Below are 23,931 nucleotides of genomic sequence, written 5' to 3'. Positions count from 1 at the left end.
GGTCAGGAGGGCAGTTGCCGCCGGGTTCGCAGGGTCGCCCAGACCATCTTGCCGTCGTGGGTGGCCATCGCCCCCCACGCCGCGGACTTGCCGTCCACCATCCGCAGACCCCAGCCGCGGTTGTCCGCCGTCGGTTCCCGCAGCGAGGGCAGCCCGGGATCGCGGTCGCGGACGGACAGGTGCAGCCCCGGGCCGCGGCGCCACACGGCGGCGGAGAGCTCCGTGCCGGCGTGTTCGACGGCGTTGCGGACGAGTTCCGACATGATCTCGCGGCTCGGCGTCTGCAGTTCCGGCATGTGCCAGCTGGCGCAGGCGATGTCAACGAGCTCGCAGGCCACCTCGACCGACGAGGCCTCCGGCGGCAGGTTGGCCAGGTGCAGGCGTTCGGTGAGCGGCGTCGGGCCGGCCATCGCGGCCCGGGCCTCCGCCACCGTGGCGAAGACCGGGAACAGCCGGGTGGTGCCGAGCCGGCGCAGCCGCCCGGCCAGCGGGGCGGTGGGCGCGAGGGTGAGGGCCAGCCGTACGGGCGGGTACATGCCGGCGGCGGAGCGGTGCGCGGCCAGCCACATCGCCGCGCTGACCGCGTACGGGTCCTCGAAGCGGCTCAGGTCGACGACCATCGCGGCGGGATGCTCGGCGAGGCATTTGCGGAAGCCGGCGTACAGCTCCACGCTCAGGCGCAGGCTGAACTTGCCGCGCACCGCCATCTCGACCATGCCGGTGTCGACGTCGCAGGAGACCCCGAAGCACCCGCTGAGGTCGTCGTCGCGGAACATATAGGGAGGACCGACCTCCGTCATGGGACCAACTCCTGATCGAGGCCGCACTGATCCCGCGCGGCCGCCCCCGGGAGTCTGGTCCTCCTTGCGTCAACCAGTCAACCGGTGACGCCGGGTCACACCCGAACGGGCGACAATTCGTCAATGTCAATGCAAGAAGCAGGATGCAGCATCGCCGATCAGACGGTCCGCAAGGCCGTGAGCAGGCGGTCGACCTCCTCAACGGTGTTGTAGTGGTAGATGCTGGCCCGCACTGCGCCGCCGCTGTCGCGCAGCCCGGCCGCGGCGAAGTACTCATACGCGTAGTAGTCGCCGGAGAAGACGCAGACGCCCTGATCACCCAGCGTCCGGGCGGTCTCGGCGGGGGACCGGCCGCGGAGCCGGAAGGACACCGTGGGGCAGCGTGCGGACGGTGCCGGCAGGACTGTCACGTCGGGGTTCGCCGCGAGGCCGGCGAGCAGCCGGTCCAGCAACTCCGTCTCGTGGGCGGCGGCCACGGTCATCCCGGCCACCACCCGGGCCCGCCGCCCCGCACCCACCCCGGCTGTGCCGCCGCCGTTGTCGCCAGGCCTGGCCGCGCCGTCGCCGCCGGGCCCGGCAGGGCCGCTGCCGGAGAGCTCGGGCAGGGCCGCCAGGTGTTCGACGGCGGCGATGACGCCGGCCAGCAGCTCGAAGCTCGGCGTGCCGAACTCGAAGCGCTCCGGCACCGCGTCCGACGACGGGATCAGCTTCTCCGGCCGCAGCGCCTCCCACACGGCCGGGTCCGCGACCACCGCGGCGAGGTGCGGGCCCGACCACTTGTAGGCGCTCGTCACGTAGAAGTCGGCACCGAGCTCCCGGACATCGGTCGGCACGTGCGCGGTCGCGTGCACGCCGTCGACGTACACCAGCGCGCCCGCCGCGTGGGCCAGGTCGGCGATCTCCCGGACCCGGGGCATCGCGCCGGTCACGTTGCTGGCCGCGGTCACCGCCACCACCCGGGTGCGCGGGCCGACCAGGTCGGCGTACTGCTTCGCGGGCAGGTCACCGCTCTCCGGGTCGAACTCCGCCCAGCGCACGGTCGCGCCGGCGCCCTCGGCGGCCTGCACCCACGGGCGCACGTTCGCGTCGTGGTCCAGCCGCGACACCACCACCTCGTCACCGGGCTGCCAGGACTGCGCCAGGGTGCGGGCGACCACGTACGTCAGGGCCGTCGCGCTCGGGCCGAACACCACCCCGCCCGGCACCCCGCCGACCAGATCGGCCACCGCCTCCCGGGCCGCCGTGACGATCTCGGTGGACCGCCGCCCGGGCTCGAAGGCCGCGCTGCGGTTGGAAACGGCCCGGCCCAGCGTGCCGGCGACGGCGGCGATGACGGGAGCGGCCACCTGGGTGCCGGCCGCACCGTCCAGGTGGGCGAAACCTTCGGCGAGCGCGGGATAGGTGGCCCGGACCCGGGCGACGTCGTACGGCATGGGCCGACCCTAGTGCAGCGCCTGCCGGGCCCCCGGATGACCGGGACCACGCGGGCGGGTGTGCGGGGTGCTGTTCCCCGGGCCGAGTCCTGGGTCGTTGCTGCTGGCCGGCGGCCTCGGCGGACGTACGTCGGGCAGGTCAGGGCGGCGCTGCCGGTGCGGGCCGGACCACCCGCTCGCGGTGGCCCATGACGTCCGGGCCGTGGCGGGCGAGCATCCGGAGTACCTCGCGGTGACGGGTGTCCGACCGGCGGGTGCGAAGCTGCGCTGAATTACTGTTGTACCCTCCTGCCATGCTGCTCGGGTGATCGTCGCTTTCACCGCCGAGTTGTGGCTCTGGGAGGCCCGGCGCCTCGACAGCTGGACCTTCGTCAGCCTGCCCGCCGGGGCGTCCGAGGAGATCCGCGAGCTGACCGGTGGGCAGGCCCGGGGCTTCGGGTCGGTGCGGGTCCGGGTCACCGTCGGCGGCAGCGTCTGGCGGACGTCGATCTTCCCGGACGGCAAGCGGGAGGTCTACGTGCTGCCGGTCAAGCGGGCCGTCCGGCAGGCCGAGGGTCTCGGGCCGGGTGACACCGCGGCCGTGAGCATCGAGCTGACGGACTTCTGAGCCGTGCCCGGGAACGCTCTGCGGGCGAGCGGCTCGCTGGCCGGGAACGCTCTGCGGGCGAGCGGCTTGCTGGCCGGGAACGCTCTGCGGGCGAGCGGCTTGCTGGCCGGGGTCAGCAGCGGCGCAGCACCAGCGTCACGAAGCCGAGCACCTTGCGATATCCGCGCAGCCACCGCTCGCGGTGTTCCCGGGCCTGGGCGAGCGCCTCCGCCGCGTCCGGGTGGCCCGGGTTGTCCAGCGCCCATCCGGTCAGCGAGCCGGTCCAGGACCATTCGTAGTTGTCCCACTCGGCCGTGTCGCTGACGTGGGCGTAGACCGGCGTCCAGCCCGCCTGCTCGGCAGCGTCGACCAGGTCGGCCAGGCCGGTGTGGTCCTCGGGCCGCAATCCGAGCGCGGCCAGCGCCTCGGGGGTCGGTGGCGCCTCCCAGAAGCACTCGCCGATCAGCAGGACGCCGTCCGGATGCGCGTGCCGGCCGGCCAGCTCCAGGGTGCCGGCGAAGCCGCCGAGGGCGTGCGTCGACCCGACGCAGAGCACCAGGTCGTAGTCGCCGTCCGGCACGTACGAGCGGGCGTCGCGTTCGTGCAGGGTGAGCCGGTCGGCGAGGCCGCGTTCGGCGGCGGCGGTCGCGGCGCGCTCCAGGGCGTGCCGGTTGAGGTCGACGGCGTCCGCGTGGCCGTCCGGGTGGTGGGCCAGGGCCTGCAGCGCCCACGCCGCCTCGCCGCAGCCCAGGTCCAGGATCCGGGCCGTGGGTTGCCGGTCCGCCCGGCGCAGCAGCCGGTTGACGTTGACCCCGAGCAGCGGGGCGGCGATCGGGTGGTGGGTGTGCGCGATGGCGCTGAGTCGGTGACGGTCCACCCGGGCAGTCAACACCAGTGCTGCCGCAGCCAGGGGAGCAGCAGGGCCAGCGCCCGGTCGGCGTGCATGGCGCCCAGGTGGTCGGCGCCGGCCAGCAGTTCCACCGTCCAGCCCTGCTTGGTGAGCTGGTCGCGGTTCGCGCGTACGGCGTCCGCGATGGCCACATAGGTGTCGCCCCACCGGGGCCCGTACCGGATGTTGTCCTCCGCGCCGGCGAAGACCAGCCGCGGCAGGGTGAGCCGGTCCAGGGCCGCGCGTTCGTCGAAGTCCTGCAGGGACTCGTAGAGCGTGACGTACTGCTGGGCCTGGTCCGGGGTCTGGCCGCCGTCCGCCGAGTCCCAGTCGCCGGGCTGCACGGTGGCGCCGGTGGCCGCCGGCTGGTCGCGGTTGGCCAGGGCGATCCGGTGGGCGGCGTGGGTGACGGCCAGCATCGGGCCGTAGGGGGCGTCGAGCGGCGGGAAGCCACCCATGGCCAGCGCGGCGAGCCGGTCGGTGCGGGTGGCGAGCTGCAGGCCGGCCAGGGCCAGCCAGGAGTAGCCGTAGTAGGCGAAGCGCTCCGCGCCGGCCGCGTCGGCGATCGCGAGCAGGTCGGCGGCGACGGCCGCGGCGGTCAGTGTGCGGGGTTTGGGATGCGCGGCGAGGTGGGCCTCGTAGCCGGCGGCGATCACCCGGTAGCCGGCGTCGGCCAGGCCGGTGGCCAGCGAGTGGCCGACGTCGGGATCGGCGCCCCAGGCCCGCAGTTCCTCGGCCGCCGCCCCCTCGATGGGGGCGATGCTGATCGGCAGGAGGACCGCCGGCCCGTCACCCAGGACCGACACCTCCAGCGGGGAGTTGTCGTGCAGCTGTGCGGACATCATGAAAACACTATACGCTGTAAGGACTATGGATGTGAACGCCCACGTGCGCCGGCTCTGGCGGCACCGCGGCACGACGGTGCCGGCCCCGCGCCGCGGCCCGCGGCAGCAGCTCGACCTGGACGAGATCCTGCTGACCGGCATCTCGCTCGCGGACGCCGACGGGCTGGCGGCGGTCTCCACCCGGGCGATCGCGGCTCGGCTCGGCCGCAGCGCCATGGCGCTCTACCCGTACGTGGGGTCGAAGGAGGAGCTGCTGGCGCTGATGCAGGACCACGCCTCGGCGATGCCCGCGTGGGCCGACCCGGGCGGCAGCCTGACCGCCGACCTGCAAGCCTGGTCCGTGGCGCTGTACGAGGTCTACCTGGCCCACCCGTGGCTGGCCGGGCGGCCGTGGTCGCAGGCCACCCAGGGCCCGCACGAGCAGGACTGGCTGGAACGCCTGCTGCGGATCTTCGACGGCTGGCAAGTGCCGCCCCGGTCCCGCCCCTCGGCGGTCACCATGCTCTACGCCACGGTCCGCGCGACTGCCGAGACCACGGCCGCGTACCGGCGGATGACCCGGGAGGGCGCCACCGTGTGGCGCGAGCAGGCGGCGGCGACCCGGGAGCAGATCCCGGACCTGGCCGACCGCTATCCGCTGTCAACCGGCCTCGAGCCCCTCACCCCGGACTGGCAGCAGAACCCCCGCGCCGCCCTCACCGGCGCGGTGGACCTGCTCGCCGCGGCACTCGAGGCCGGCTGACCGCGCCGGTGGCCGGCCGGAGCTTGCGCTCCCCGGCCGGCCCCGGCTGTCGGGTCGGTCAGAGACCGATGTTCGCCTGCGGCCCCGCGTACTGCTTCAGCAGCGCGGGCACGTTCGCCGCCGGGTCGAGGGTGTACGAGTAGTAGCTGCTCGGCGTGAAGGCCGACCCGGAGGTCTTCTGGTTGCCCGTGGAGTTGACCACGATGCTGCCGCTCTGCTTGAGCTGCGCCGTCGTGTCCGGGTAGTACGGGTCCTTCACGGTGTCGAAGTAGCTGTTCTCCAGCACCATCTTCGTCGCGCCGCGGGCGTAGTTGCCGTAGGAGGCGATGTTCTGCAGGTAGTTGTTGTAGAGGTGGGCCAGGGCGACGTTGTCGGTGCTGGGGTTGCGTTGGTTGGTGTCGTGGATCCAGTTGTGGTGGATGGTCATCCGGGCGGTGACGTTGTCGGTCCAGCCGATGCCGAAGGTTTTGTTGTTGCTGGCGAGCACGTTCCAGGAGACGGTGAGGTAGGTGGTGTCCTTGCGGCTGTCGATGAGGCCGTCGTTCATCCGGGTGAGGGTGTTGTGGTCGATCCAGATGTGGTCGGCGGTGTCCATCTGGATGGCGTCGTAGTCGTAGAGCTTGTCGTCGGGGTCGTCGTCGGTCATCTGGGTGTCGCGGATGGTGAGGTTGCGGATGATGACGTTCTTGACGCCGGTGCCGAGGAAGAAGCCGCCGCCGACGATGTGGCCGCTGGTGCCGACCCCGACGATGGTCTTGTTCGACTGCACCTTCAGCTCGGTGCCCTTGGGCGTGACGGTGATCGCGCCCTTCACCTTGATCACGTACGGGGTGGTCGCGGTGACGTATTTCTGCAGGTCGGCCAGCGTGCTCACGGTGACCGTGGGCCCGGCCGCCCCGCCGGTGGTGCCGCCGCCGGTGGAGGCGAAACCGTCCGCGACGTTCGACCACGTGCGCCCGCCGGCCGACACGGCCCGGAACGCGAACTGCTTGTTGCTGTTGGCGGTGCAGGTTTCCTGGATGATCGGGGTGCCGGAGGTGGTGGAGGCGTCCTTGTCGCTGATGCACAGGCCGCTGCCGACGTTGATGATCTGGAAGGTGTCGGTGCCGCTGGCGACCAGTCGCCATTGCTGGTTGGTCTGGCTGGCGACGCAGGTGTACTGCTGCAGTTGGGTGCCGGAGGTGGTGGAGAAGCCGGGTACGTCGATGCATTTGCCGCTGTTGACGTTGACCAGTTGGTAGTTCGAGCCGGCCGCGGTGAGTTTGAACTGCTGCCACGCGGCGCCGGTGGTGCAGCCCCACTGTTGCAGGGTGGTGCTGTTGGCGGTGGAGGCGGCGGGCACGTCGATGCACATGCCGCTCTTGGCCACGGCCAGCTGGTAGTTGCCGCCCACTGCGGGCAGGGTCGCGGCCTGCGACGGCAGCGCGGTGTAACCGACGATCGCGGCGGGGACCGCGAGCACGGCGGCCAGCAGCACGGCGCGTTTCCTTCTCAACATGAGCTCTCCTCGGGGAAGGGGGCGGGGGAGGTCAGCCGACCGGGTTCCAGCCGTCGGTGCCGGCCAGGTATTTCTGTGGGGTGTAGTTGGCTGCGGTGGCGTCGCTCATTTGCGGTCGGTTGCTGTTGGTGCCGGCGCCGGAGCCGGTGTTCTTGTATTCGGTGAAGCGGGCGTTCTTCCAGGTGTTGCTGGACATGTCGGTCCAGGGTTGGGTGGTTTTGATGGTGGTGCTGAGGTTGGACTCGCGGTAGAGGACCTGGGCGTCGGGGCCCCAGGGGCGGCCGAGTTGGGTGACGTTGCTGGCTGCGCCGGTGATGGTGGATTTGTAGAACAGGAAGCCGTAGGGGTTGGTGGCTTCGGTGCGGGCGGCGGTGATGGGTCCGCCGGTGGTGCGGCGTTCGTGGACGGTGGTGGTGTGGAAGACGGCGGTGCCGCCGCCGAAGATGAAGTCGACGGTGCCTTCGATGTAGGCGTTGCGGTAGTAGGAGCGGTAGTTGTTGATCAGTAGGGTGTCCTGGTTGCCGAGGAAGCGGACGTTGGTGAAGGTGGAGCGGTCGGCGTTGATGTTGGCGGCGACGGCTTGGCTGCCTTCGCCGTAGTCGTTGGCGATGGTCAGGTTGCTCGCGGTGAAGTCGTGGCCGTTGACGAAGACGGTGGCGCTGCCGGAGGTGCCGTAGCCGCCGGCCGAGCTGTGGTTGTTCACGATGACCGTCTGCGCCGCCGACGTGCCGAGACCCTGCAGGGTCACGTACGGCTTGTTGGCCGGGATCGTCACGATCTCCCGGTAGGTGCCCGCCTTGACGGTGATGACCCGGCGGGTGGTGTTGTTCGCCGGCACGGCGTCGATGGCGGCCTGCACGGTGGAGTACTGGCCGGTGCCGTCCTTGGCGACCGTCGCGCTGCCGGTGGCGGCCCCGCGGAAGGCCCACTGCTTGTTGCTGTTGGCGGTGCAGGTTTCCTGGATGATCGGGGCGCCGGAGGTGGTGGAGGCGTCCTTGTCGCTGATGCACAGGCCGCTGCCGACGTTGATGATCTGGAAGGTGTCGGTGCCGCTGGCGACCAGTCGCCATTGCTGGTTGGTCTGGCTGGCGACGCAGGTGTACTGCTGCAGTTGGGTGCCGGAGGTGGTGGAGAAGCCGGGTACGTCGATGCATTTGCCGCTGTTGACGTTGACCAGTTGGTAGTTCGAGCCGGCCGCGGTGAGTTTGAACTGCTGCCACGCGGCGCCGGTGGTGCAGCCCCACTGTTGCAGGGTGGTGCTGTTGGCGGTGGAGGCGGCGGGCACGTCGATGCACATGCCGCTCTTGGCCACGGCCAGCTGGTAGGTGCCGCCCACTGCGGGCAGGGTCGCGGCCTGCGACGGCAGCACGCTGTAGACGATCGCGGCGCCGGGGATGACGATCGCCAGCGCGGTCACGAGGAGACGCCTCGCCACTCTTGATCCAGACACTTCCGGTCCTCTCGGACGGGACCCAGGGCAGCGGGAGCGCTCCCATATGGTCACGTTGAGTCATCGCCGCCCGGGGGAGGGCGGCACTGTCGTAGATGCGGGACCGGCCGGGCGACAACAGAAATCGCCGGAGAAAAGTTCCGGGAGGTCGCCGGGCCCTCGCTTTACAGCCCTCGGGTGCTGTGTCACGATACGGCGCAACCATCGATCGCCGTCACGTTGCCGCAGTTCACCACGTTCATCCGCCGGTCGGCCCGGGACGCGCTCAACGACATTCGTCTATGTTTTCGGTTCGTGACGCCGGTCGGCGCCGGCGCGGGCAGGACGGGGACGAGGGAGGGCGGGCCGGTGACGCAGAGTCAGGCCGTTGGGCAGGACCTGGCCCGGCTCGTCCGCGACGCGCAGGCCGGCAGCGCGGGCGCCCTCGACGAGCTCGTCGCCGAGCACCTCCCGTTGGTCTACAACATCATCGGCCGCGCGCTGCACGGCCACCCGGACGTGGACGACGTGGTGCAGGAGACCATGCTGCGGTCCATCCGCGCGCTGCCGACCCTGCGCGAGCCGAACCGGTACCGGTCCTGGCTGGTGGCGATCGCATACCGGCAGATCCAGCTGCACCTGCGGTCGCGCATTGTCACCCGGCAGCGCCGCGCCGCCGAGCCGGCGGACCTGCCCGACCCCGAGGGCGACTTCGCCGAGCGCGCCACCGCCGAGCTCGTCGTCGCCGACCAGCGCCGCGAGCTGGTCGAGGCGGTCGGCTGGCTCGACGCCGGTGACCGCACGCTGCTCGGGCTCTGGTGGCAGGAGTCGGCCGGCGAACTGACCCGCAGCGAGCTGGCCTCGGCCCTGCGGGTGCCGCCCAAGCACGCCGCGGTCCGGGTGCAGCGGATGAAGGCCCAGCTCGACGCGGCCCGCGGCGTCGTCCGGGCGCTGCGGGCCCGGCCGCGCTGCGCCGGCCTGAGCGGCCAGCTGCGCAGGTGGGACGGCGCCGCGGATCCGTTGTGGCGCAAGCGGCTGGTCCGGCACGTCCGGGAGTGCCCGCAGTGCGGCCCGCGTGGGCGGGGCCTGCTCGCGCCCGAGGAGCTGCTGCTCGGCTTCGCCGCGCTGCCGGTGCCGGTGGCCCTGCTCGCCGGGCTCAAGGCGGGAGCGGTCGCCCAGGCCGGGCTCTCCGCGGGCGCCTCGGTGCTCGCCCACCTGCAGGCGTTGCTGCACCACAAGGCCCTGGCGGTGGGCGCTGCGGCGACGATCGCGGTCGGCGGCGGCGTGGTCTACGCGGTCCACCAGACCGACCTGCCGCGGTCGGGCGCCGGCAGCGGGATCGCGCTGCCCGAGCTCACCACCCGGCCGCTCACCCCGGAGCCGGCCCGGCCGTCCGCGTCCGCCCCGGCCGCGCCCGGCCGGACCCCGACGGCCCGGCCGGGCACCGGCCTCGGCGTCCAGCGGGCCGACATCTACGTCGCCCCGGACGGCAAGGACTCCGGCGACGGCAGCCTGCGCCGGCCGTACGCCAGCCTGCAGCGGGCGGTGGCGGCCGTCCGGCCGGGACAGACGATCGCCCTGCGCGGCGGGACCTACCGGCCCGCCGCCGGGATCACGATCACCACCAGCGGTACGGCGGCCGAGCGCATCATGCTCAGCAACTACCGCGACGAGCGGCCGGTCATCGACGCCACCCGCGTGCCCGCCGACCAGTGGGCGATCACCCAGCAGACCGCCTACTGGACGGTGCAGGGGCTGGAGCTGCGGGGATCACGCAGCCACGGGTACGTCTGCCGGGCCTGCCGGGACAACGTGTTCCGGCGGTTGTCCCTGCACGACAACGTGCGCTCCGGGATGCTGCTGCGCGACCCCGGCACCACCCGGAACCAGGTGCTGGACAGCGACTTCTCCGCCAACCGGGACCCGTCCGCGCCCGGCCGGGTGGGCATCGGCCTGGGCGTGCAGTTCGGCGCCGGCGCCGGCAACCTGATCCGCGGCAACCGGGCCTTCAGCAACGGCAGCACCGGCATCGACCTGGGCTCGTTCGGCAGCCCGGTGACGGTCGAGTACACCTGGTCGTACGGCAACGGCGCCAGCGGCTTCGCCCTCGGCGGCAGCGACCCGCCGGTGGCCGCGGCGCACCGGCTGCGCCACGACGCGGCCTGGGACAACGCCGGCCACGGCTTCACCGACGAGGGCAACCCGGCGGCGCTGGAGCTGAGCAACTCCACCGCGTTCCGCAACCGGGGCACGGGCTTCGCGCTGCTGGACGCGGCGGCGGTGCTGCGCGCCAACGCGGCGGTCGGCAACGCGGACCCGGAGAGCCTGTCACCGGCGGCGCGCGCGGACCGCAACAGCTGGCAGCAGCAGGGCTGGAGCGCGGCGAAGTTCCGCTCGACGGACCCGGCGGCCGCGCAGGGCGCCCGGACCGCGGACGGCAAGCTGCCGGGAACCGACTTCCTCACCACCGGCAACGGCGTGGGCGCCTCGATGGCCGGCGGCTCCTAGGTCTCGGTCAGCATGCGCACCACTGTGGACGGCAGGTCGCGGTCGGCGTAGAGCAGCCGTACCGCATCGGGGTCGGGGTTGCCCGCGTCCGGGCCGCGCCAGACCCGGCGCAGGCCGGTGCGTTCGGTCGCGCGCTGCGAGCGGGTGTTGCCCTCCAGCAGGTACGCGGTCATCGGCAGCTCCGGCCGCAGCTCCCGGGCGGCGCCGAACGCGGCCCGGCTGAGCTCCTGCGCGTACCCCTGGCCCCAGCAGGCGGGGGAGAGCCGGAAGCCGAGGTTCCACGCCACGCCGTACCGGATGAAGGTGCCGCCGATGCCGACCAGCCGGCCCGCGGTGGCCGGGCCGGCGCTGCGGGCCACCCACATGCCCAGCCCGTCGCGCGCCCAGGCGGCCCGCCAGCGGTCGATCATCGTGGCCGTCTGCGCCGGCGTCACGTGCCGGGTGAGCGGGTCGTCGCGCCAGACCCGCGGGTCCGCGTAGAGCTCGTGCACCTCGGCCAGGTCGCCCTGCTCCGGTACGGCGAGCCGCAGCCGCTCGGTGGTCCCCGTCCCGGCCATGTCAGCCGAGCGCGACGGTCAGCAGGCCGGAGATCATCGCTGGATCGTACGCGTCGGAGTCGCTCAGCACGACGATCCGGCAGTCCAGCTCCGGCACGCAGGCGTCGAACGCGACGAACCCGGCGTTGTCCCCGGAGTGGTGGAACCAGCGGCGCCCGCGCACCGTGCCGACGAACCAGCCGTACCCGTAGCCGCTCGCGTCCGCGCCCATCCCCGTCGCCGCCCGCTCGCCGAGCATCAGCGTGCGGTAGCGCTCGCCGAGCAGCCGGCCCGCGCGCAGGCCGTCGATCCAGGCCACCAGGTCCGCCGCGGTCGACCAGATGTCACCCGCGCCCAGGTTGACGACGTCCAGCTCCCAGGAGGCGACCGGCCGGCCCTGAAGGTCGTGGCCTCGCGCGAGGTCCGCGCGGTCGCCGGGAGAGCCGGCGAAGGTGCCGGCCAGGCCCAGCGGCGTGAGGATCTCGTCGGCGAGGAAGTCCCGGTAGGGCCGGCCGGCGGCCTCCTGCACCACGTGCGCGAGCAGGACGTACGCCGGGCTGCTGTAGTGCCACCCGGCGCCGGGCCGGCCATCGGCCGACCCTAGCGTCCCGGGCCGCCGCCGATCGCCGCGGCCACGTGCTTCTCGATCGCCGCGAGCGCGTTGTCGTCGAGCTGGTGGTCGGTGCGCATCCGGTCGGTCAGGATCCGGATCGGGTCGTGCAGCGGTCCGGTCACCCCGGCGTACGTCCGGAAGTGCAGCAGCCGGGGCCCGGCGCCGGCCCGTACCGGATGGACCGCGGTCTGCGCCGCCCGGGTGACCGCCTCCACGTCCGTGCCGTCCACGTTCTGGGCGGTCAGGCAGTCGCAGCCGGGCGGGCCGCCCTCGTGCTGGTCGGCGCAGCAGAACAGCACCGGCAGCCGTTGCCGCACCGCGTGGTCGAGGGTGCCGGTGAGCCCGGGTGCGCCGTCCTCGCCGACGAAGCACACCACCACCGCGGGCCGGTGCCGCAGGACGTCGTCGGCGGCCAGCGCGACGGCGCGGGCCGGGTCGCCCGGCCGGTGCGTGGGCAGCAGGGTGTCGGACGGGCCCAGCGCGCTCCGCAGGCCCACGATGACGGCTTCCTCGCCGAGATGGGCGCCCTGCTCCTCGCCCCGCCGCAGCAGCAGCATCCGGTGCAGCAGCTCCGTGCGTTGCGCGGCGGTCGCCGGATGGATGCCGGTCATCGCGTGCACCTCCGTAGCTTACGGCTCGCCGAGTGTGGTCGGCGGATTAGTCGAACGACAGGGGCTAAAGGCCCGGGTCCGGGACCCTCTCCGGGACCGGACGGGACCTTTGGCCCTGCGAACGGCGGCCGGAGATCGCCAAGACTCGGTGACAGTCGTGGAAAGGACCTCGCGTGGACGCGCTCGACATCGCCCGCTGGCAGTTCGGCATCACCACCGTGTACCACTTCATCTTCGTGCCGATCACCATCGGGATGTCGATGCTCGTCGCGGGCCTGCAGACCGCGTGGGTACGCACCGGCAAGGAGCAGTACCTGCGGGCCACCAAGTTCTGGGGCAAGCTGTTCCTGATCAACTTCGCGATGGGGGTGGTCACCGGCATCGTGCAGGAGTTCCAGTTCGGGATGAACTGGAGTGACTACTCGCGCTTCGTCGGCGACATCTTCGGGGCGCCGCTGGCCATCGAGGGCCTGCTGGCGTTCTTCCTCGAGTCCACGTTCCTCGGGTTGTGGATCTTCGGCTGGGACCGGCTGCCGAAGAAGCTGCACCTGGCGACGATCTGGCTGGCCGCCATCGGCACGCTGCTGTCGGCGTACTTCATCCTGGCGGCGAACTCCTGGATGCAGCACCCGGTCGGCTACCAGGTCAACCCGGACAGCGGCCGGGCCGAGCTGCACAGCATCGGCGCCGTGCTGACCAACTCCACCACCCTGGTCACGTTCCCGCACACCGTGACGGCCTGCTTCCTGACCGCCGGCGCGCTCATGCTCGCGGTCAGCGCCTGGCACCTGCGCAAGCGGCACCAGGAGGAGGTCTTCCGCCCCGGGCTGCGGCTGGGTGCCTGGGTGGTGCTGATCGCCGGGGTCGGCGTGCTGATCACCGGCGACCTGCAGGCCCGGATCATGACCGAGCAGCAGCCGATGAAGATGGCCGCCGCGGAGGCGCTCTACGAGACCTCCGAGCCCGCGTCGTTCTCGCTGTTCACCATCGGCTCGCTGGACGGCAGCGAAGAGGTGGCCAGCGTGCGCATCCCGTCGTTGCTCTCCTTCATGGCGACCGGCAGCCCGAGCGGCGAGGTCGAGGGCATCAACAACATCCAGCAGCAGTACGAGCAGAAGTACGGCCCCGGCGATTACACGCCCAACGTGCCCATCACGTACTGGTCGTTCCGGTTGATGATCGGTTTCGGCGGGCTCGCCATGGCGATCGCGGCGCTGGCCCTGTGGCTCAGCCGCAAGGGCCGTACGCCCACCCATCGCTGGCTGTGGACCGCGGCCATCGCCACCGTCTCCATGCCGCTGCTGGCGAACTCGTTCGGCTGGATCTTCACCGAGATGGGCCGGCAACCGTGGACGGTGTTCGGCGTCTTCAAGACCGCCGAGAGCGGATCGCCGGCCGTCAGCACCGCCGAGGCGGCGACCTCGCTGATCGTCCTCACGCTGCTCTACGGGGTGCTCGCCGTCATCGAGGTCGGGCTCTTCATCCGGTACGCCCGGGCCGGCGCGCCCGAGATCGAGAAGCACGACGACGACGACGCCGACCGCCCGCTGGCCTTCGCGTACTAGGAGAACGGGATCATGGAACTCACCACTTTCTGGTTCGCGCTCATCGCGATCCTCTGGGCCGGCTACTTCCTGCTGGAGGGCTTCGACTTCGGCGTCGGCATCCTGCTGCCCGTGCTGGGCCGCACCGAACGCGAGCGCCGGCTGCTGATCAACACCATCGGCCCGGTCTGGGACGGCAACGAGGTGTGGCTGCTCGTCGCGGGCGGCGCCACCTTCGCCGCCTTCCCCGAGTGGTACGCCACGCTGTTCTCCGGCTTCTTCCTGCCGCTGCTGCTCATCCTGGTCGCGCTGATCCTGCGCGGGGTGGCCTTCGAGTACCGCGGCAAGGTCGACGACGACCGCTGGCGGCGGCGCTGGGACGCCTGCATCATCGGCGGCAGCCTGGTGCCGGCGCTGCTCTGGGGCGTGGCTTTCGGCAACATCGTGCGCGGCGTGGCGCTGGACGCCGACCACGAGTACGTCGGCGGGTTCTTCAACCTGCTCAACCCGTACGCGCTGCTCGGCGGGCTGACCACGCTGACGCTGTTCACCCTGCACGGCGCGGTGTTCCTGGCCCTGAAGACCGACGGCGAGGTGCGGGAGCGCGCGGGCCGGCTGGCGGCGCGGCTGGGCGGGCCGGCCGTCGCGGTCGCCGGCGGGTTCCTGCTCTGGACCGCGCTGGCCCACCACGACGCCGTCGGCTGGGTGCTGTCGGCCCTCGCGGCGGTCGCCCTGGTCGGCGGAGTGCTGGCGGCGTACGCGCGCCGCGAGGGCTGGGCGTTCCTGGCCACCGGCGCGACCATCGTGCTGGCCACCTTCGCGCTGTTCGTCACGCTGTTCCCGGACGTCATGCCGGCCTTCGATCCGGCCAACAGCCTGACCGTCGACAACGCGTCGTCCACGCCGTACACGCTCAAGGTGATGAGCTGGGTGGCCGTGCTCTTCACCCCGGTCGTGCTGGTGTACCAGGGCTGGACGTACTGGGTCTTCCGCAAGCGCCTCACCGTCGAGCAGATCCCGCCGGTGACCGTGCCGGTCCGGGAGAAAGTGTGAAGCCGCTCGACCCCCGGCTGCTCAGGTACGCCCGCTCCACGCGGGCGTACCTGGCTGTCACGGTGCTGCTCGGCACGGTGCTGGCCGGGCTGATCGTCGCCCAGGCCACGCTGCTGGCCGACGGCATCACCGCGGTCTTCCTGCACGGCGCGGGCGCCCGGGAGCTGCAGCCGACGCTGCTGTGGCTGATCACCGTCGTCGCCGCCCGGGCCGCGGTGGCCTGGGCGCAGGAGGTGGTCTCCGCGCGGTCCGCGGCCGGGGTGAAGAGCGAGCTGCGCCGCCGTCTGCTGGCCCACGTGGCGGCGCTCGGCCCGCGCGGCGACACCGGCGCGTTCGCCACCCTGATCACCCGCGGGCTGGACGCGCTGGACGCCTACTTCGCCCGCTACCTGCCGCAACTGGTGCTCGCCGCGCTGGTGCCGGTCATCGTGCTGAGCCGCCTGGCCGGCGCCGACCTGGTCGCCACCGTCACCATCGCGCTCACCCTGCCGCTGATCCCGGTGTTCATGGCGCTGGTCGGCATGCACACCGAGGCCGCCAACCGGCGGCAGTTCCGGCTGCTGCAACGGCTCTCGCACCACTTCCTCGACGTGGTCGCCGGGCTCGGCACGCTCAAGCTGTTCGGCCGCGCCCGGGCGCAGGCGGTGACGATCCGCCGGATCAGCGCCGAGCAGCGCCGGCTGACCATGCGCACGCTGCGCACCGCGTTCCTGTCGTCGCTGGTGCTGGAGCTGCTCGCGACGCTGTCGGTGGCGCTGGTGGCCGTCGGCATCGGGCTGCGGCTGGTCTCCGGCAACCTCGACCTGGCGACCGCCCTGCTGGTGCTGATCCTCGCCCCCGAGGCGTACCTGCCGCTGCGCCAGGTCGGCGCGAACTACCACGCCAGCGCCGAGGGGCTGGCCGCCGCCGAGGAGGCGTTCGCGGTGCTGGAGACCCCGGTGCCGCCCGCCGGCGACCGGCCCGCCCGGCTGGGCACGATCGTCTTCGACGACGTCGTGGTGAGCTATCCGGGCCGCGCGGAGCCGGCGTTGCGGCTGTCCGCGGTGATCGAGCCCGGCGAGGTGGTGGCGCTGACCGGCCCCAGCGGCTGCGGCAAGTCCACCGCGCTGGCCGTGCTGCTGGGCTTCGCCACGCCGGAATCGGGCGCGGTGCGGGTCGCCGGCGTGCCCCTGGCCGAGCTGGACCCGGCCGGCTGGCGCCGGCGGCTCGCCTGGGTGCCGCAGCGGCCCCAGCTGTTCGCCGCCGACCTGCGGGCCAACGTCACGCTGGGTGCCGACGCGACCGAGGCCCAGGTACGCCGGGCCCTCGAGCAGGCCGGCGCGTCGGACTTCGTCGACGCCCTGCCGCAGGGGCTGGACACGGTGCTCAGCGACGACGGCACCGGGCTGTCCGCCGGTCAGCGGCAGCGGATCGCGCTGGCCCGGGCCTTCCTGCGGGACGCGCCCGTGGTGCTGCTCGACGAGCCCACCGCCAACCTCGACGCCGCTACCGCCGCCGGGGTGCTCGACGCGATCCGGCTGCTGGCGCGCGGGCGTACCGTGCTCATCGCCGCCCACCGCCCCGAGCTGATCGCGGTCGCCGCCCGCACGATCGACCTGACCCACGCCCCGGCGGGTGTGCGATGAGCTGGTTCCGGCTGCTCCGCGCCGTGTCCCGGCCGGCCACCCCCGGGCTGCTGCTCGCGGTGCTGGCCGGGGTCGGCTCCGCCGGTGCCGGCGTGGGCCTGATGGCCACCGCCGCCTGGCTGATCTCCCGCGCCGCGCTGCATCCGCCGGTGCTGCACCTGATGGTGGCGATCGTGGCCGTACGCGCCTTCGGCATCAGCCGCGGCGTGCTGCGGTACGTCGAACGGCTGGCCGGGCACGACGCCGCGCTGCGGGTGCTCGCCGAGCTGCGGGTGCGGCTGTACACCCGGCTGGAGCTGCTGGCGCCGGCCGGGCTGGCCACGTTCCGGCGCGCCGACCTGGTGCAGCGGCTGGTCACCGACGTCGACGCGGTGCTGGACATGCTGACCCGCGTGGTGCTGCCGTACGCGGTCACCGCGGTTGTCGGCGCCGGGGCGGTCGTGCTGGTCACGAGCCTGTCGCCGGTCGCGGGCGCGGCCCTCGCGGCGGGGCTGGTGGTCGTCGGGCTGGTCGTGCCGCTGCTCCAGGCCCGGGCGGCCCGGCGCGCGGACGGCCGGCTCGCCCCGCTGCGCGGCGAGCTCGCCACCGGCGCGGTGGACCTGCTGCACGGGCTGCCGGACCTGGTCGCGTACGGCGCGACCGACGCGCACCTGGCCCGGCTGAGCGCCGTGGACGCCCGGCTGCGCGACGCCGAACGGCGGTCCAGCCTGGCGGCCGGCACGTCGGCGGCGGTGACCGCGCTCGCCACCGGCCTGTGCGTGCTGGTCGGGCTGGCCGCCGGCGCGGTGGCGGTCCGCGCGGGCACGCTCTCCGGCGAGCTGCTCGCCGTGGTGGTGCTGACGCCGCTCGCGGTGTTCGAGGCGGCCGCCGGGCTGCCCGCCGCCGCCCAGCGCTTCGCCGGCGCCCGCGGCGCGCTGCGGCGCCTGGCCGACGTGTTCGCCGCCCCTCTGCCGGTGGCCGAGCCTGCCGTCCCCGCCGAGGTCCCCGACGGGCCGCACACCCTGCGGCTGGACGGGGTCACCGCGGGCTGGGTCCCCGGCCGGACCGCCGTGCGGGACGTGGATCTGGTGCTGCCGCCGGGCCGGCGGGTCGCGCTGGTCGGGCCGAGCGGCTCCGGCAAGAGCACCGTGGCCGCCCTGCTGGTCCGCTTCCTCGACCCGGACCGGGGCACCGTGAGCATCGACGGGATCGACCTGCGCGACCTGCCGTCGGACCGGGTCCGGCAGCTCGTCGGCTACCTGCCCGAGGACGCCTACCTGTTCGACACCAGCATCGAGGAGAACCTGCGGCTGGCCCGGCGCGACGCCACCGACGAGCAGCTCCGGTCCGCCTTGGCCGCGGCGCGCCTGCTGGACTGGGTCGACTCGTTGCCGGACGGCACGGCGACGCTGGTGGGGGAGCACGGCGTGCAGCTCTCCGGCGGTCAGCGGCGCCGGCTCGCGCTGGCCCGGGCGCTGCTGGCCGACTTCCGGATCCTCATCCTCGACGAGCCGACCGAGCACCTCGACGACGACACCGCCGCGGCGCTCACCCGCGACCTGCTGGCCGCGGCCGACGGCCGTACCGTGCTGCTCATCACCCACCGCACCGAGGGTCTGTCCGGGGTGGACGAGATCGTGACCATGGGGCCCGGCACACCGTGCCGGGCCCCACGGGACGGTCAGCTCGTCATCACGGGGTGACCACCCGGCCGCCGAGGGTCACGGCGAGCCGGCCGTCGGAGGCGAACGACCAGGCGAGCGCGCCGCTCAGGGCTGCGCATCGGGAGCCGTTGCTGCCGGACCAGAACTGGTTCGAGCCGTCCGCGTCGCCGATGATGCGGTCGTTCGTGCCGCTGCCGCTGCGGCACGAGGCGTTGTTCCGGAACACCGAGGTGCCGGCGTCGAAGGAGAAGTTGCGCTCGGTGTTGTCGATGCTGATGTTGTTGGAGATCGTCATCGAGCCCGGGTTGCTGTTGTAGGTGAACCCGTGCTTGCCGTTCTTGAAGGCGATGCTGCGCCGCACGATGTGGTTCACCTTGATGTCCTCGCCGCCGAGCTTGTAGCCGTTGCGGTCGCCGTTGCCGGCCTGCCCGCCGTTGCTCAGCGTGCCGTTGTTGTAGGCCAGCGAGTCCTCGATGGTGACCACGCCGATCGGCCCGGTGTCGGTCTTGGTGTAGAGGTCCCAGCCGTCGTCGATGTTGTTGTGCGACACCGCGTACCGGAAGACGTTGCCGGCGCCGACGGTCAGCTTGGCGGCGAAGCCGTCCGCGTCCTCACCGTCGGAGTCCGCGTTGTCGTGCGACTCCGCGCTCAGGATGAGGTTGTTGGCCGGCCACTGGGCGTTCGGGGTGTCCGAGGCGATCCGGGAGAGCTGGAGCCCGGTGTCGCGGTTGAACCGGGTCACCGTGCGCTCGATGATGTTGTTGCTGCCGCCCACGAAGATGCCGTTGTCGCCGGCCCGCTCGACGATGATCCCGGCGACCCGCCAGTACGACCCGTTCACCGCGAGCCCGCGGTTCGCCGGGTCCTCGGCCATCGCCGAGAAGTTGAGGATCGGCGTCTCACCGGGGTACGCGACCAGGTTCTTGCGGGCGCTCGCGGTGCCGTTGTTGCCGGCCGCGATGGTGATCGTCTGTGCGCTGGCGTAGGTGCCGCCGCGCAGGTAGATCGTCCCGCCGGCGGTGACCCGGGTGATCGCCGAGGCCAGCGTCGTCGGGGCGGCCTGGGTGCCGGCCGCGCCGGCGGTGCCGTTCGGCGCGGCGTACAGGGTGCCGCTGGCCGGGGGCGGGGTGGTCGCCGTGGGCGTCGGGGTCGGGCTGCTGGTCGGTGGGCTGGTCGGGGTGGTCGGCGTGGGCGTGCTGCCGCCGCCGGTGGTGACCGTGACATCGTCGAAGCCGGCGGACGCGTAGCCGGTCTGCACGCCGATCCGGCCGGCCGCAGTGACCGCGCTGGTGCCGGAACCGACCGGGGCCCCGTCGACGCTGCCGGTGACGGTCGAGCCGGTGACGCTCAGGCTCACCGTGTACCAGGTGCCGGTCGTCACGGTCCGCGCCGAGCTGCCGAGCACCGTGACGCTGCCGCTGTTGACGGCCTGCAGCTGCGCCTGGTTGCCGGGCAGCAGGGCCAGCCGGTAGAAGGTGGTCGAGCTCTTGGCCCGGGCCAGCAGGCCGACGAAACCGCCGGTGCCGAACGAGAGCGGCTTGACCCGCGCCGAGACGGTGTAGTCGGTCCAGCCGGCGTCACCGGCGAGGTTGCGGGCGTTCTCGCTGCCCGCGTTGGTCTGCCGCAGCGTCTGCGAGCCGTCGGCGACCACCGACCAGGTGCCGCCCGACTTCGACCAGCCGGAGGTGCTGCCGGACTCGAAGTCCGCGGTGAACACGGTCGCCGCCTGGGCGCTGGTCACGGTGGCGGCCAGGCCCGCCGTCACGAGGGCCACCAACGCGCCGGCGCCGGCGAGCCGGCGCAACCGGCGCGCCCGGGGTGAGGGTGCCATGGGTGTTTCTCCTTGTCACAAATGGACGTCGCCGGGGGTGCGCAGGGCGCAGCACGCAGCCCGGCGGCCATTGTGCAAAGGCCGTCGATCGGTTACGGGAATACGGTGTGGGAGCAGTCTCACCGCAGCGTGCGGGGCGTCCTCGGAATGGCATCCGGCGATATCCGGGGGACGGTTGTTCGTGAGGGAATCTTCACCCGCTGATATATGAGAGTCAATAAATATGATGTGCAGGTTTGTTGCATGGCGGCGTGCGCTCAGTCGGTCAGCACCTCGGCCAGCGGGCGGCGCCGGCTCGGGCTGCCCGGCTGGCCGTACCCGATCCGCAGGGCCATCTGCGGCACGCCGGATCGGCCCAGCGCGCGGCGCAGCTGGTCCCGGGCGGCCGGCACCTCGATCGGCTGCGAGATCATCGAGCAGGCCAGCCCGGCGCCGGTGACGGTGAGCAGGACCCGTTGCAGCGCCTGGCCCGCGACGATCTGGTCCTGCGGCCGATCGCCGGTCGTGCCGAGGATCGCCACCAGGGGCTCCGGTTCGAAGTCGCGGCCCGGTGCGCGCTTGCGGTCGCTGAAGGCGCGCTGGGGCAGCAGGTCCTGAGGTTCGGTCACGGGCGCGCCGGCCAGCACCGAGATGCCGTCGGAGGCGCTGTCGGCGTGCGTCCAGGTGGACAGCTCGGCCTGGTAGTGCACGTCGCGGCGGAGCACCCGGTCGGCGCTCTGCGCGATCTCGGCGAAGCCGCTGAGCGCGGTCATCCCGACGAGCAGGTCCAGCCAGCCGTTCTCGGCGCGGGCGGCGTCGATCAGCTGCTGCCGCGTCGCGGCCTCGACCGGGTCGGGCCAGAACGGCCGGCGGTTGCTGTGCCGGTGCGGGATGGCCGCCGTCAGCTCGGCCTCGGCGTAGCTGGGCGGACGCGGGGTGCCGGCGGTCAGCCGGGCGACCAGCTCCGGCTCCGCGGGGTCGGGCCGGAGCGTGACCTCCGCCGGGGTGCCGCCGGCGGCCAGCGCCAGCCGGGCGTTGAAGGTGGCGGCGCCGCAGGCGATGCGGACGGCCCAGCCGGTGCTGTCCGCGACGGCGAGCTGGCGGGCCGGGTCGGCCAGCACCTCGATCGCGCCGTCGCGCAGCCGGAACCGCCACGGCTGGCTGTTGTGCAGCGAGGGCGCCCGGACCGCTGCGGCGGCGGCGTGCCGCAGGTCGGCGTCGTCGTAGGTCATCGGGGTCACCCCTCGGTCCGGATGGTCTCGGCCGCGGCCCGTCGGGGCTGGGGCGGCAGGGCTTCGCCGGCGGGCGGGTAGCCCAGCCGGACAGCGAGGTAGGGCTCACCGACGCCCGACAGCAGCGTGGTGAGCAGGTGCCGGGACCAGGCCACCTCGACGGCCTCGCTGAGCGGCGCGGTGGCCAGCCCTTCGGCGGTGGCGAGCAGCAGCAGCGCGGACAGGGCCTCGCCGCCGCGCAGCAGGTCGGCGCGCCGGTCGGTGGTGCCGAAGATGATCACGTACGCGGCGCCCCGGTCCACGCCCTCGCCGGCGGTCAGCCCGGCCCGGCCCGCGGGGGCGAAATCCCGGACCGGCACCCGGCGCAGGGCCGGCTCCACCGCGGTCGCCGGGGTGACGCCGTCACCGCGCCACTGTGGCCGGTTGGTCCAGCGGTGCAGCTCCTCGCGGTAGGCGGGGTCGTCCCGTTCCGCGCCGGCGGCCCGCTCGGTCGAGATCGCCAGCGCCGGCACCTCATCACCGGGGACCACGTGCAGGTAGGCGCCCTCGGCCTCGACGAAGCGGCGGAGCCGGGTCAGCGTCTGCTCGTCGACGACCCGATCGCCGAAGGCACGCCGGTCGGTGCGGCGGCGGTTGATGACCGCCGCCATCCGCTGCGCCTCGGGGTCGGCCGGGCCCGGGTGCCCCAGGCGGACGCGGGCCAGCAACTCCGGCTGCGCGGGGTCGGGCAGCCGCTCGACGGTGCAGGTCCAGCCGGCCGCCGCGAGGACCGTGCGGGCGTGGTGCAGGGCGGTGCCGCAGCTGATCAGCAGCAGCCGCCCGTCCGGGTCGACGACGGTGAGTTGCCGGTCCGGCTCGGTGAACAGCTCCAGGGTGTCGCCGCTGATCCGCCAGCGCCAGGGCTGGGTGTTGAACACCGAGGGCGCGTGCAGCGCGGCAGCGGCGGCTGCCTCCAGCTGCCGGGTGCTCTCGGACGGGTGCGCGGTCATGACGGAAACCTCCTGGGCGACCTACCCACTTTGGCGCGGCCGTCCCGGGACGAGCAGGGCCGAAAGACCCGACTCACCCGGTACTCCGGCACGGCGATCATGCCGGCCGGCGGTGCGCCGCCGGGCCGGCTCAGGGGGCGGTGACCCGGTAGACGGCGCCGGCGTAGTCGTCGCTGACGTACAGCGCCCGGTCGGGGCCCTGCACGGCCATCACCGGCCGGCCCCAGCGGGAGCCGTCGGCCAACTGGAAACCGGTGAGCAGGGTCTGCTGCGGTCCGAGGGTGCCGTCGCGCCAGGCGAAGAACGACACCTCCGGCGGGCGGGGCGGGGTGCGGTTCCAGGAGCCGTGCACGCCGACCAGGGCGCCGGGGCCGTACCCGCCGGCCAGGCCCGGCGCGGTGGCGAAGCTCAGGCCCAGCGGCGCCGAGTGCGCGCCCATGCCCTGCTCGACCGGGGGCAGCGCGGCGCAGTCGAGCTTCGTGCCGTCCGGGTTGGTCTGCAGGTCCCGGACGAACGGCCGCCCGGTGTAGCTCAGCGGCGAGTCCGGCTCGCCCGGCGCCAGGTCCGGGTCCGGGTTGCAGTACGGCCACCCGAGGTCGCGTCCCTGTGCCAGCCGGGCCAGCGGCTCCAGCGGGTGGTCGTTCACGTACTCCTGCGTCACCCGCCCGCGGTCCGCGCCGTCGTACGGGTAGGCGATGTTGTCCCGGTTGTTGACCGCCGTCCACACCGCGCCGTCGGGGTCGACCGCGAGCCCGGTGCCGTTGCGGACGCCGCGCGCGTACACGGTGGGCTCGCCGCCGCCCGGCGGCACCCGGAGGATGGTGGCGCGTTCGGGCTCGGCCTCCCGGTCCTCGGCCGAGATGTTGCCGGTCGAGCCGACCGAGACGTAGAGCGCGCCGTCCTTGCCGACCGCGACGCTCTTGAGCGCGTGCGCGTAGGCCCCGCGCAGGTCGGGGCTCTTGGCGTCGGGCAGGCCGTCGGCGACCACCCGCCGGCCGGACACCGCCCCGGCCGCGTAGGCGAAGGCGTCCAGCCGGTCGCTCTCGGCCAGGTAGAGGGTGCTGCCGGCGAAGGCCAGCCCGTGCGGTTGGGTCAGGCCGCCGACCAGGGTGCGCTGGGCCGGCGCGGCGTCGGCCGGGCCGGGGGTCAGCGCGAGCACGTCGCCGTACTTGGGCCGGGAGACCAGCAGCCGGCCGTCCGGGCTCCAGGCCAGCAGCCGGGCGCCGGGCACCCGGGCCCAGACGGTGACCGTCCAGCCGGGCGGGGCCTGCACCTGCCGGGCCGTGTCGAACGGCGCGGTGTCGGTGCCGGCGAGCGTGCGTACGGTCGTGGCCGTCAGCGCCGGCACCGCCGCCGACGACGGCTGCACGGCGCCGGCCGCGGGGGTGCCGCCGGTGCGGGGAGCGGCCGGCTCGTCGGCGGAGCAGGCGGCCAGGGTCAGCGCCAGACCGGCGGCCACCGCCGCACGCACGATCGTCTTCATCACTGCATCTTCCACCCACCGGCGCGGCGGCCGGCAACCCAGGGCGGCCGGGTCCGGGTTCG

19 protein-coding genes and 1 pseudogene are annotated in these 23,931 nt (G+C 73.4%); 7 read left to right on the top strand and 13 right to left on the bottom strand.

All coding sequences use genetic code 11. From position 1 onward, the window contains the following. Positions 1 to 2: 2 nt before the first annotated feature. Both ACIBQZ_RS38560 and ACIBQZ_RS38555 read right to left on the bottom strand, forming a co-directional pair. Entirely contained in the window at positions 3 to 800 is a 798-nt protein-coding gene (locus ACIBQZ_RS38560; RefSeq protein WP_396093878.1) for an ATP-binding protein, read from the bottom strand. Positions 801 to 958: 158 nt separating this feature from the next. After that, positions 959 to 2,233 (bottom strand): cysteine desulfurase-like protein, encoded by a 1,275-nt coding sequence (locus ACIBQZ_RS38555; RefSeq protein ID WP_396093877.1) that lies wholly within the window; start codon positions 2,231 to 2,233, stop codon positions 959 to 961. A 304-nt stretch (positions 2,234 to 2,537) separates the two neighbouring features. Between ACIBQZ_RS38555 and ACIBQZ_RS38550 the strand changes: the two genes are divergently transcribed. Continuing rightward, a complete protein-coding gene (locus ACIBQZ_RS38550; RefSeq protein WP_396093875.1) occupies positions 2,538 to 2,840 on the top strand; it encodes a DUF1905 domain-containing protein in 303 nt (100 codons plus the stop codon). Positions 2,841 to 2,952: 112 nt separating this feature from the next. On the opposite strand, the gene ACIBQZ_RS38545 is transcribed toward ACIBQZ_RS38550, so the two are convergent. Then, a complete protein-coding gene (locus ACIBQZ_RS38545; RefSeq protein WP_396093874.1) occupies positions 2,953 to 3,696 on the bottom strand; it encodes an SAM-dependent methyltransferase in 744 nt (247 codons plus the stop codon). Between the two features lie 8 nt (positions 3,697 to 3,704). Next, complete coding sequence (locus ACIBQZ_RS38540; RefSeq protein ID WP_396093873.1) at positions 3,705 to 4,553, bottom strand: alpha/beta hydrolase; 849 nt, start codon at positions 4,551 to 4,553, stop codon at positions 3,705 to 3,707. A gap of 25 nt (positions 4,554 to 4,578) precedes the next feature. Between ACIBQZ_RS38540 and ACIBQZ_RS38535 the strand changes: the two genes are divergently transcribed. Next, positions 4,579 to 5,295, top strand: a complete 717-nt coding sequence (locus ACIBQZ_RS38535) for a TetR/AcrR family transcriptional regulator (protein WP_396093872.1) — start codon at positions 4,579 to 4,581, stop codon at positions 5,293 to 5,295. A 58-nt stretch (positions 5,296 to 5,353) separates the two neighbouring features. On the opposite strand, the gene ACIBQZ_RS38530 is transcribed toward ACIBQZ_RS38535, so the two are convergent. Next, on the bottom strand, positions 5,354 to 6,793 hold the full coding sequence (locus tag ACIBQZ_RS38530) for an RICIN domain-containing protein (RefSeq protein WP_396093871.1): 1,440 nt from the start codon (positions 6,791 to 6,793) through the stop codon (positions 5,354 to 5,356). A gap of 31 nt (positions 6,794 to 6,824) precedes the next feature. Beyond that, positions 6,825 to 8,228, bottom strand: coding sequence for a pectinesterase family protein (locus ACIBQZ_RS38525; protein ID WP_396093870.1), 1,404 nt, complete (start codon positions 8,226 to 8,228; stop codon positions 6,825 to 6,827). Between the two features lie 363 nt (positions 8,229 to 8,591). Between ACIBQZ_RS38525 and ACIBQZ_RS38520 the strand changes: the two genes are divergently transcribed. Next, on the top strand, positions 8,592 to 10,730 hold the full coding sequence (locus ACIBQZ_RS38520) for a sigma-70 family RNA polymerase sigma factor (protein ID WP_396093868.1): 2,139 nt from the start codon (positions 8,592 to 8,594) through the stop codon (positions 10,728 to 10,730). On the opposite strand, the gene ACIBQZ_RS38515 is transcribed toward ACIBQZ_RS38520, so the two are convergent. The 3 genes and pseudogenes from ACIBQZ_RS38515 to ACIBQZ_RS38505 all read right to left on the bottom strand — a co-directional run bounded on the left by ACIBQZ_RS38515 (position 10,727) and on the right by ACIBQZ_RS38505 (position 12,490). Then, on the bottom strand, positions 10,727 to 11,287 hold the full coding sequence (locus ACIBQZ_RS38515; RefSeq protein WP_396093867.1) for a GNAT family N-acetyltransferase: 561 nt from the start codon (positions 11,285 to 11,287) through the stop codon (positions 10,727 to 10,729). The two genes, ACIBQZ_RS38520 and ACIBQZ_RS38515, sit on opposite strands and share 4 nt — an antisense overlap. Position 11,288: 1 nt before the next feature. Then, positions 11,289 to 11,843, bottom strand: a pseudogene (locus tag ACIBQZ_RS38510) (serine hydrolase domain-containing protein); the annotation flags it as partial. A gap of 23 nt (positions 11,844 to 11,866) precedes the next feature. Then, complete coding sequence (locus ACIBQZ_RS38505; RefSeq protein WP_396093866.1) at positions 11,867 to 12,490, bottom strand: hypothetical protein; 624 nt, start codon at positions 12,488 to 12,490, stop codon at positions 11,867 to 11,869. 173 nt (positions 12,491 to 12,663) lie between these two features. On the opposite strand from ACIBQZ_RS38505, the gene ACIBQZ_RS38500 reads away from it, so the two are divergent. The 4 genes from ACIBQZ_RS38500 to cydC are packed head-to-tail and all read left to right on the top strand — an operon-like array spanning position 12,664 to position 18,394. Beyond that, positions 12,664 to 14,055, top strand: coding sequence for a cytochrome ubiquinol oxidase subunit I (locus ACIBQZ_RS38500; protein ID WP_396093865.1), 1,392 nt, complete (start codon positions 12,664 to 12,666; stop codon positions 14,053 to 14,055). 12 nt (positions 14,056 to 14,067) lie between these two features. Next, positions 14,068 to 15,087 (top strand): cytochrome d ubiquinol oxidase subunit II, encoded by a 1,020-nt coding sequence (cydB, locus tag ACIBQZ_RS38495; protein ID WP_396093864.1) that lies wholly within the window; start codon positions 14,068 to 14,070, stop codon positions 15,085 to 15,087. Beyond that, the gene (gene cydD / locus ACIBQZ_RS38490; RefSeq protein WP_396093863.1) at positions 15,084 to 16,712 is read left to right on the top strand and encodes a thiol reductant ABC exporter subunit CydD; all 1,629 of its coding nucleotides are present in this window, start codon (positions 15,084 to 15,086) and stop codon (positions 16,710 to 16,712) included. Before cydB ends, cydD begins: the two co-directional genes overlap by 4 nt. Next, positions 16,709 to 18,394 (top strand): thiol reductant ABC exporter subunit CydC, encoded by a 1,686-nt coding sequence (gene cydC / locus ACIBQZ_RS38485; RefSeq protein WP_396093862.1) that lies wholly within the window; start codon positions 16,709 to 16,711, stop codon positions 18,392 to 18,394. Before cydD ends, cydC begins: the two co-directional genes overlap by 4 nt. Here the strand turns inward: cydC and ACIBQZ_RS38480 are convergent. The 4 genes from ACIBQZ_RS38480 to ACIBQZ_RS38465 form a co-directional block, all read right to left on the bottom strand. Continuing rightward, positions 18,384 to 20,186 carry a family 16 glycoside hydrolase gene (locus tag ACIBQZ_RS38480; RefSeq protein ID WP_396093861.1) on the bottom strand — a complete coding sequence of 601 codons (1,803 nt, stop codon included), beginning with the start codon at positions 20,184 to 20,186 and terminating at the stop codon, positions 18,384 to 18,386. The genes cydC and ACIBQZ_RS38480 overlap by 11 nt on opposite strands. A 257-nt stretch (positions 20,187 to 20,443) precedes the next feature. Then, a complete protein-coding gene (locus ACIBQZ_RS38475; RefSeq protein ID WP_396093860.1) occupies positions 20,444 to 21,397 on the bottom strand; it encodes an Acg family FMN-binding oxidoreductase in 954 nt (317 codons plus the stop codon). 5 nt (positions 21,398 to 21,402) lie between these two features. Then, entirely contained in the window at positions 21,403 to 22,386 is a 984-nt protein-coding gene (locus ACIBQZ_RS38470) for an Acg family FMN-binding oxidoreductase (RefSeq protein ID WP_396093859.1), read from the bottom strand. Between the two features lie 130 nt (positions 22,387 to 22,516). After that, positions 22,517 to 23,869 (bottom strand): PQQ-dependent sugar dehydrogenase, encoded by a 1,353-nt coding sequence (locus tag ACIBQZ_RS38465; RefSeq protein ID WP_396093858.1) that lies wholly within the window; start codon positions 23,867 to 23,869, stop codon positions 22,517 to 22,519. Between the last annotated feature and the right edge of the window lie 62 nt (positions 23,870 to 23,931).

The organism is Actinoplanes sp. NPDC049599 (assembly GCF_044465625.1).
Lineage (GTDB): Bacteria > Actinomycetota > Actinomycetes > Mycobacteriales > Micromonosporaceae > Actinoplanes.
The sequence above is the reverse complement of the archived record's forward strand: the minus strand, read 5'-3'. Positions and strand labels throughout refer to the sequence as shown.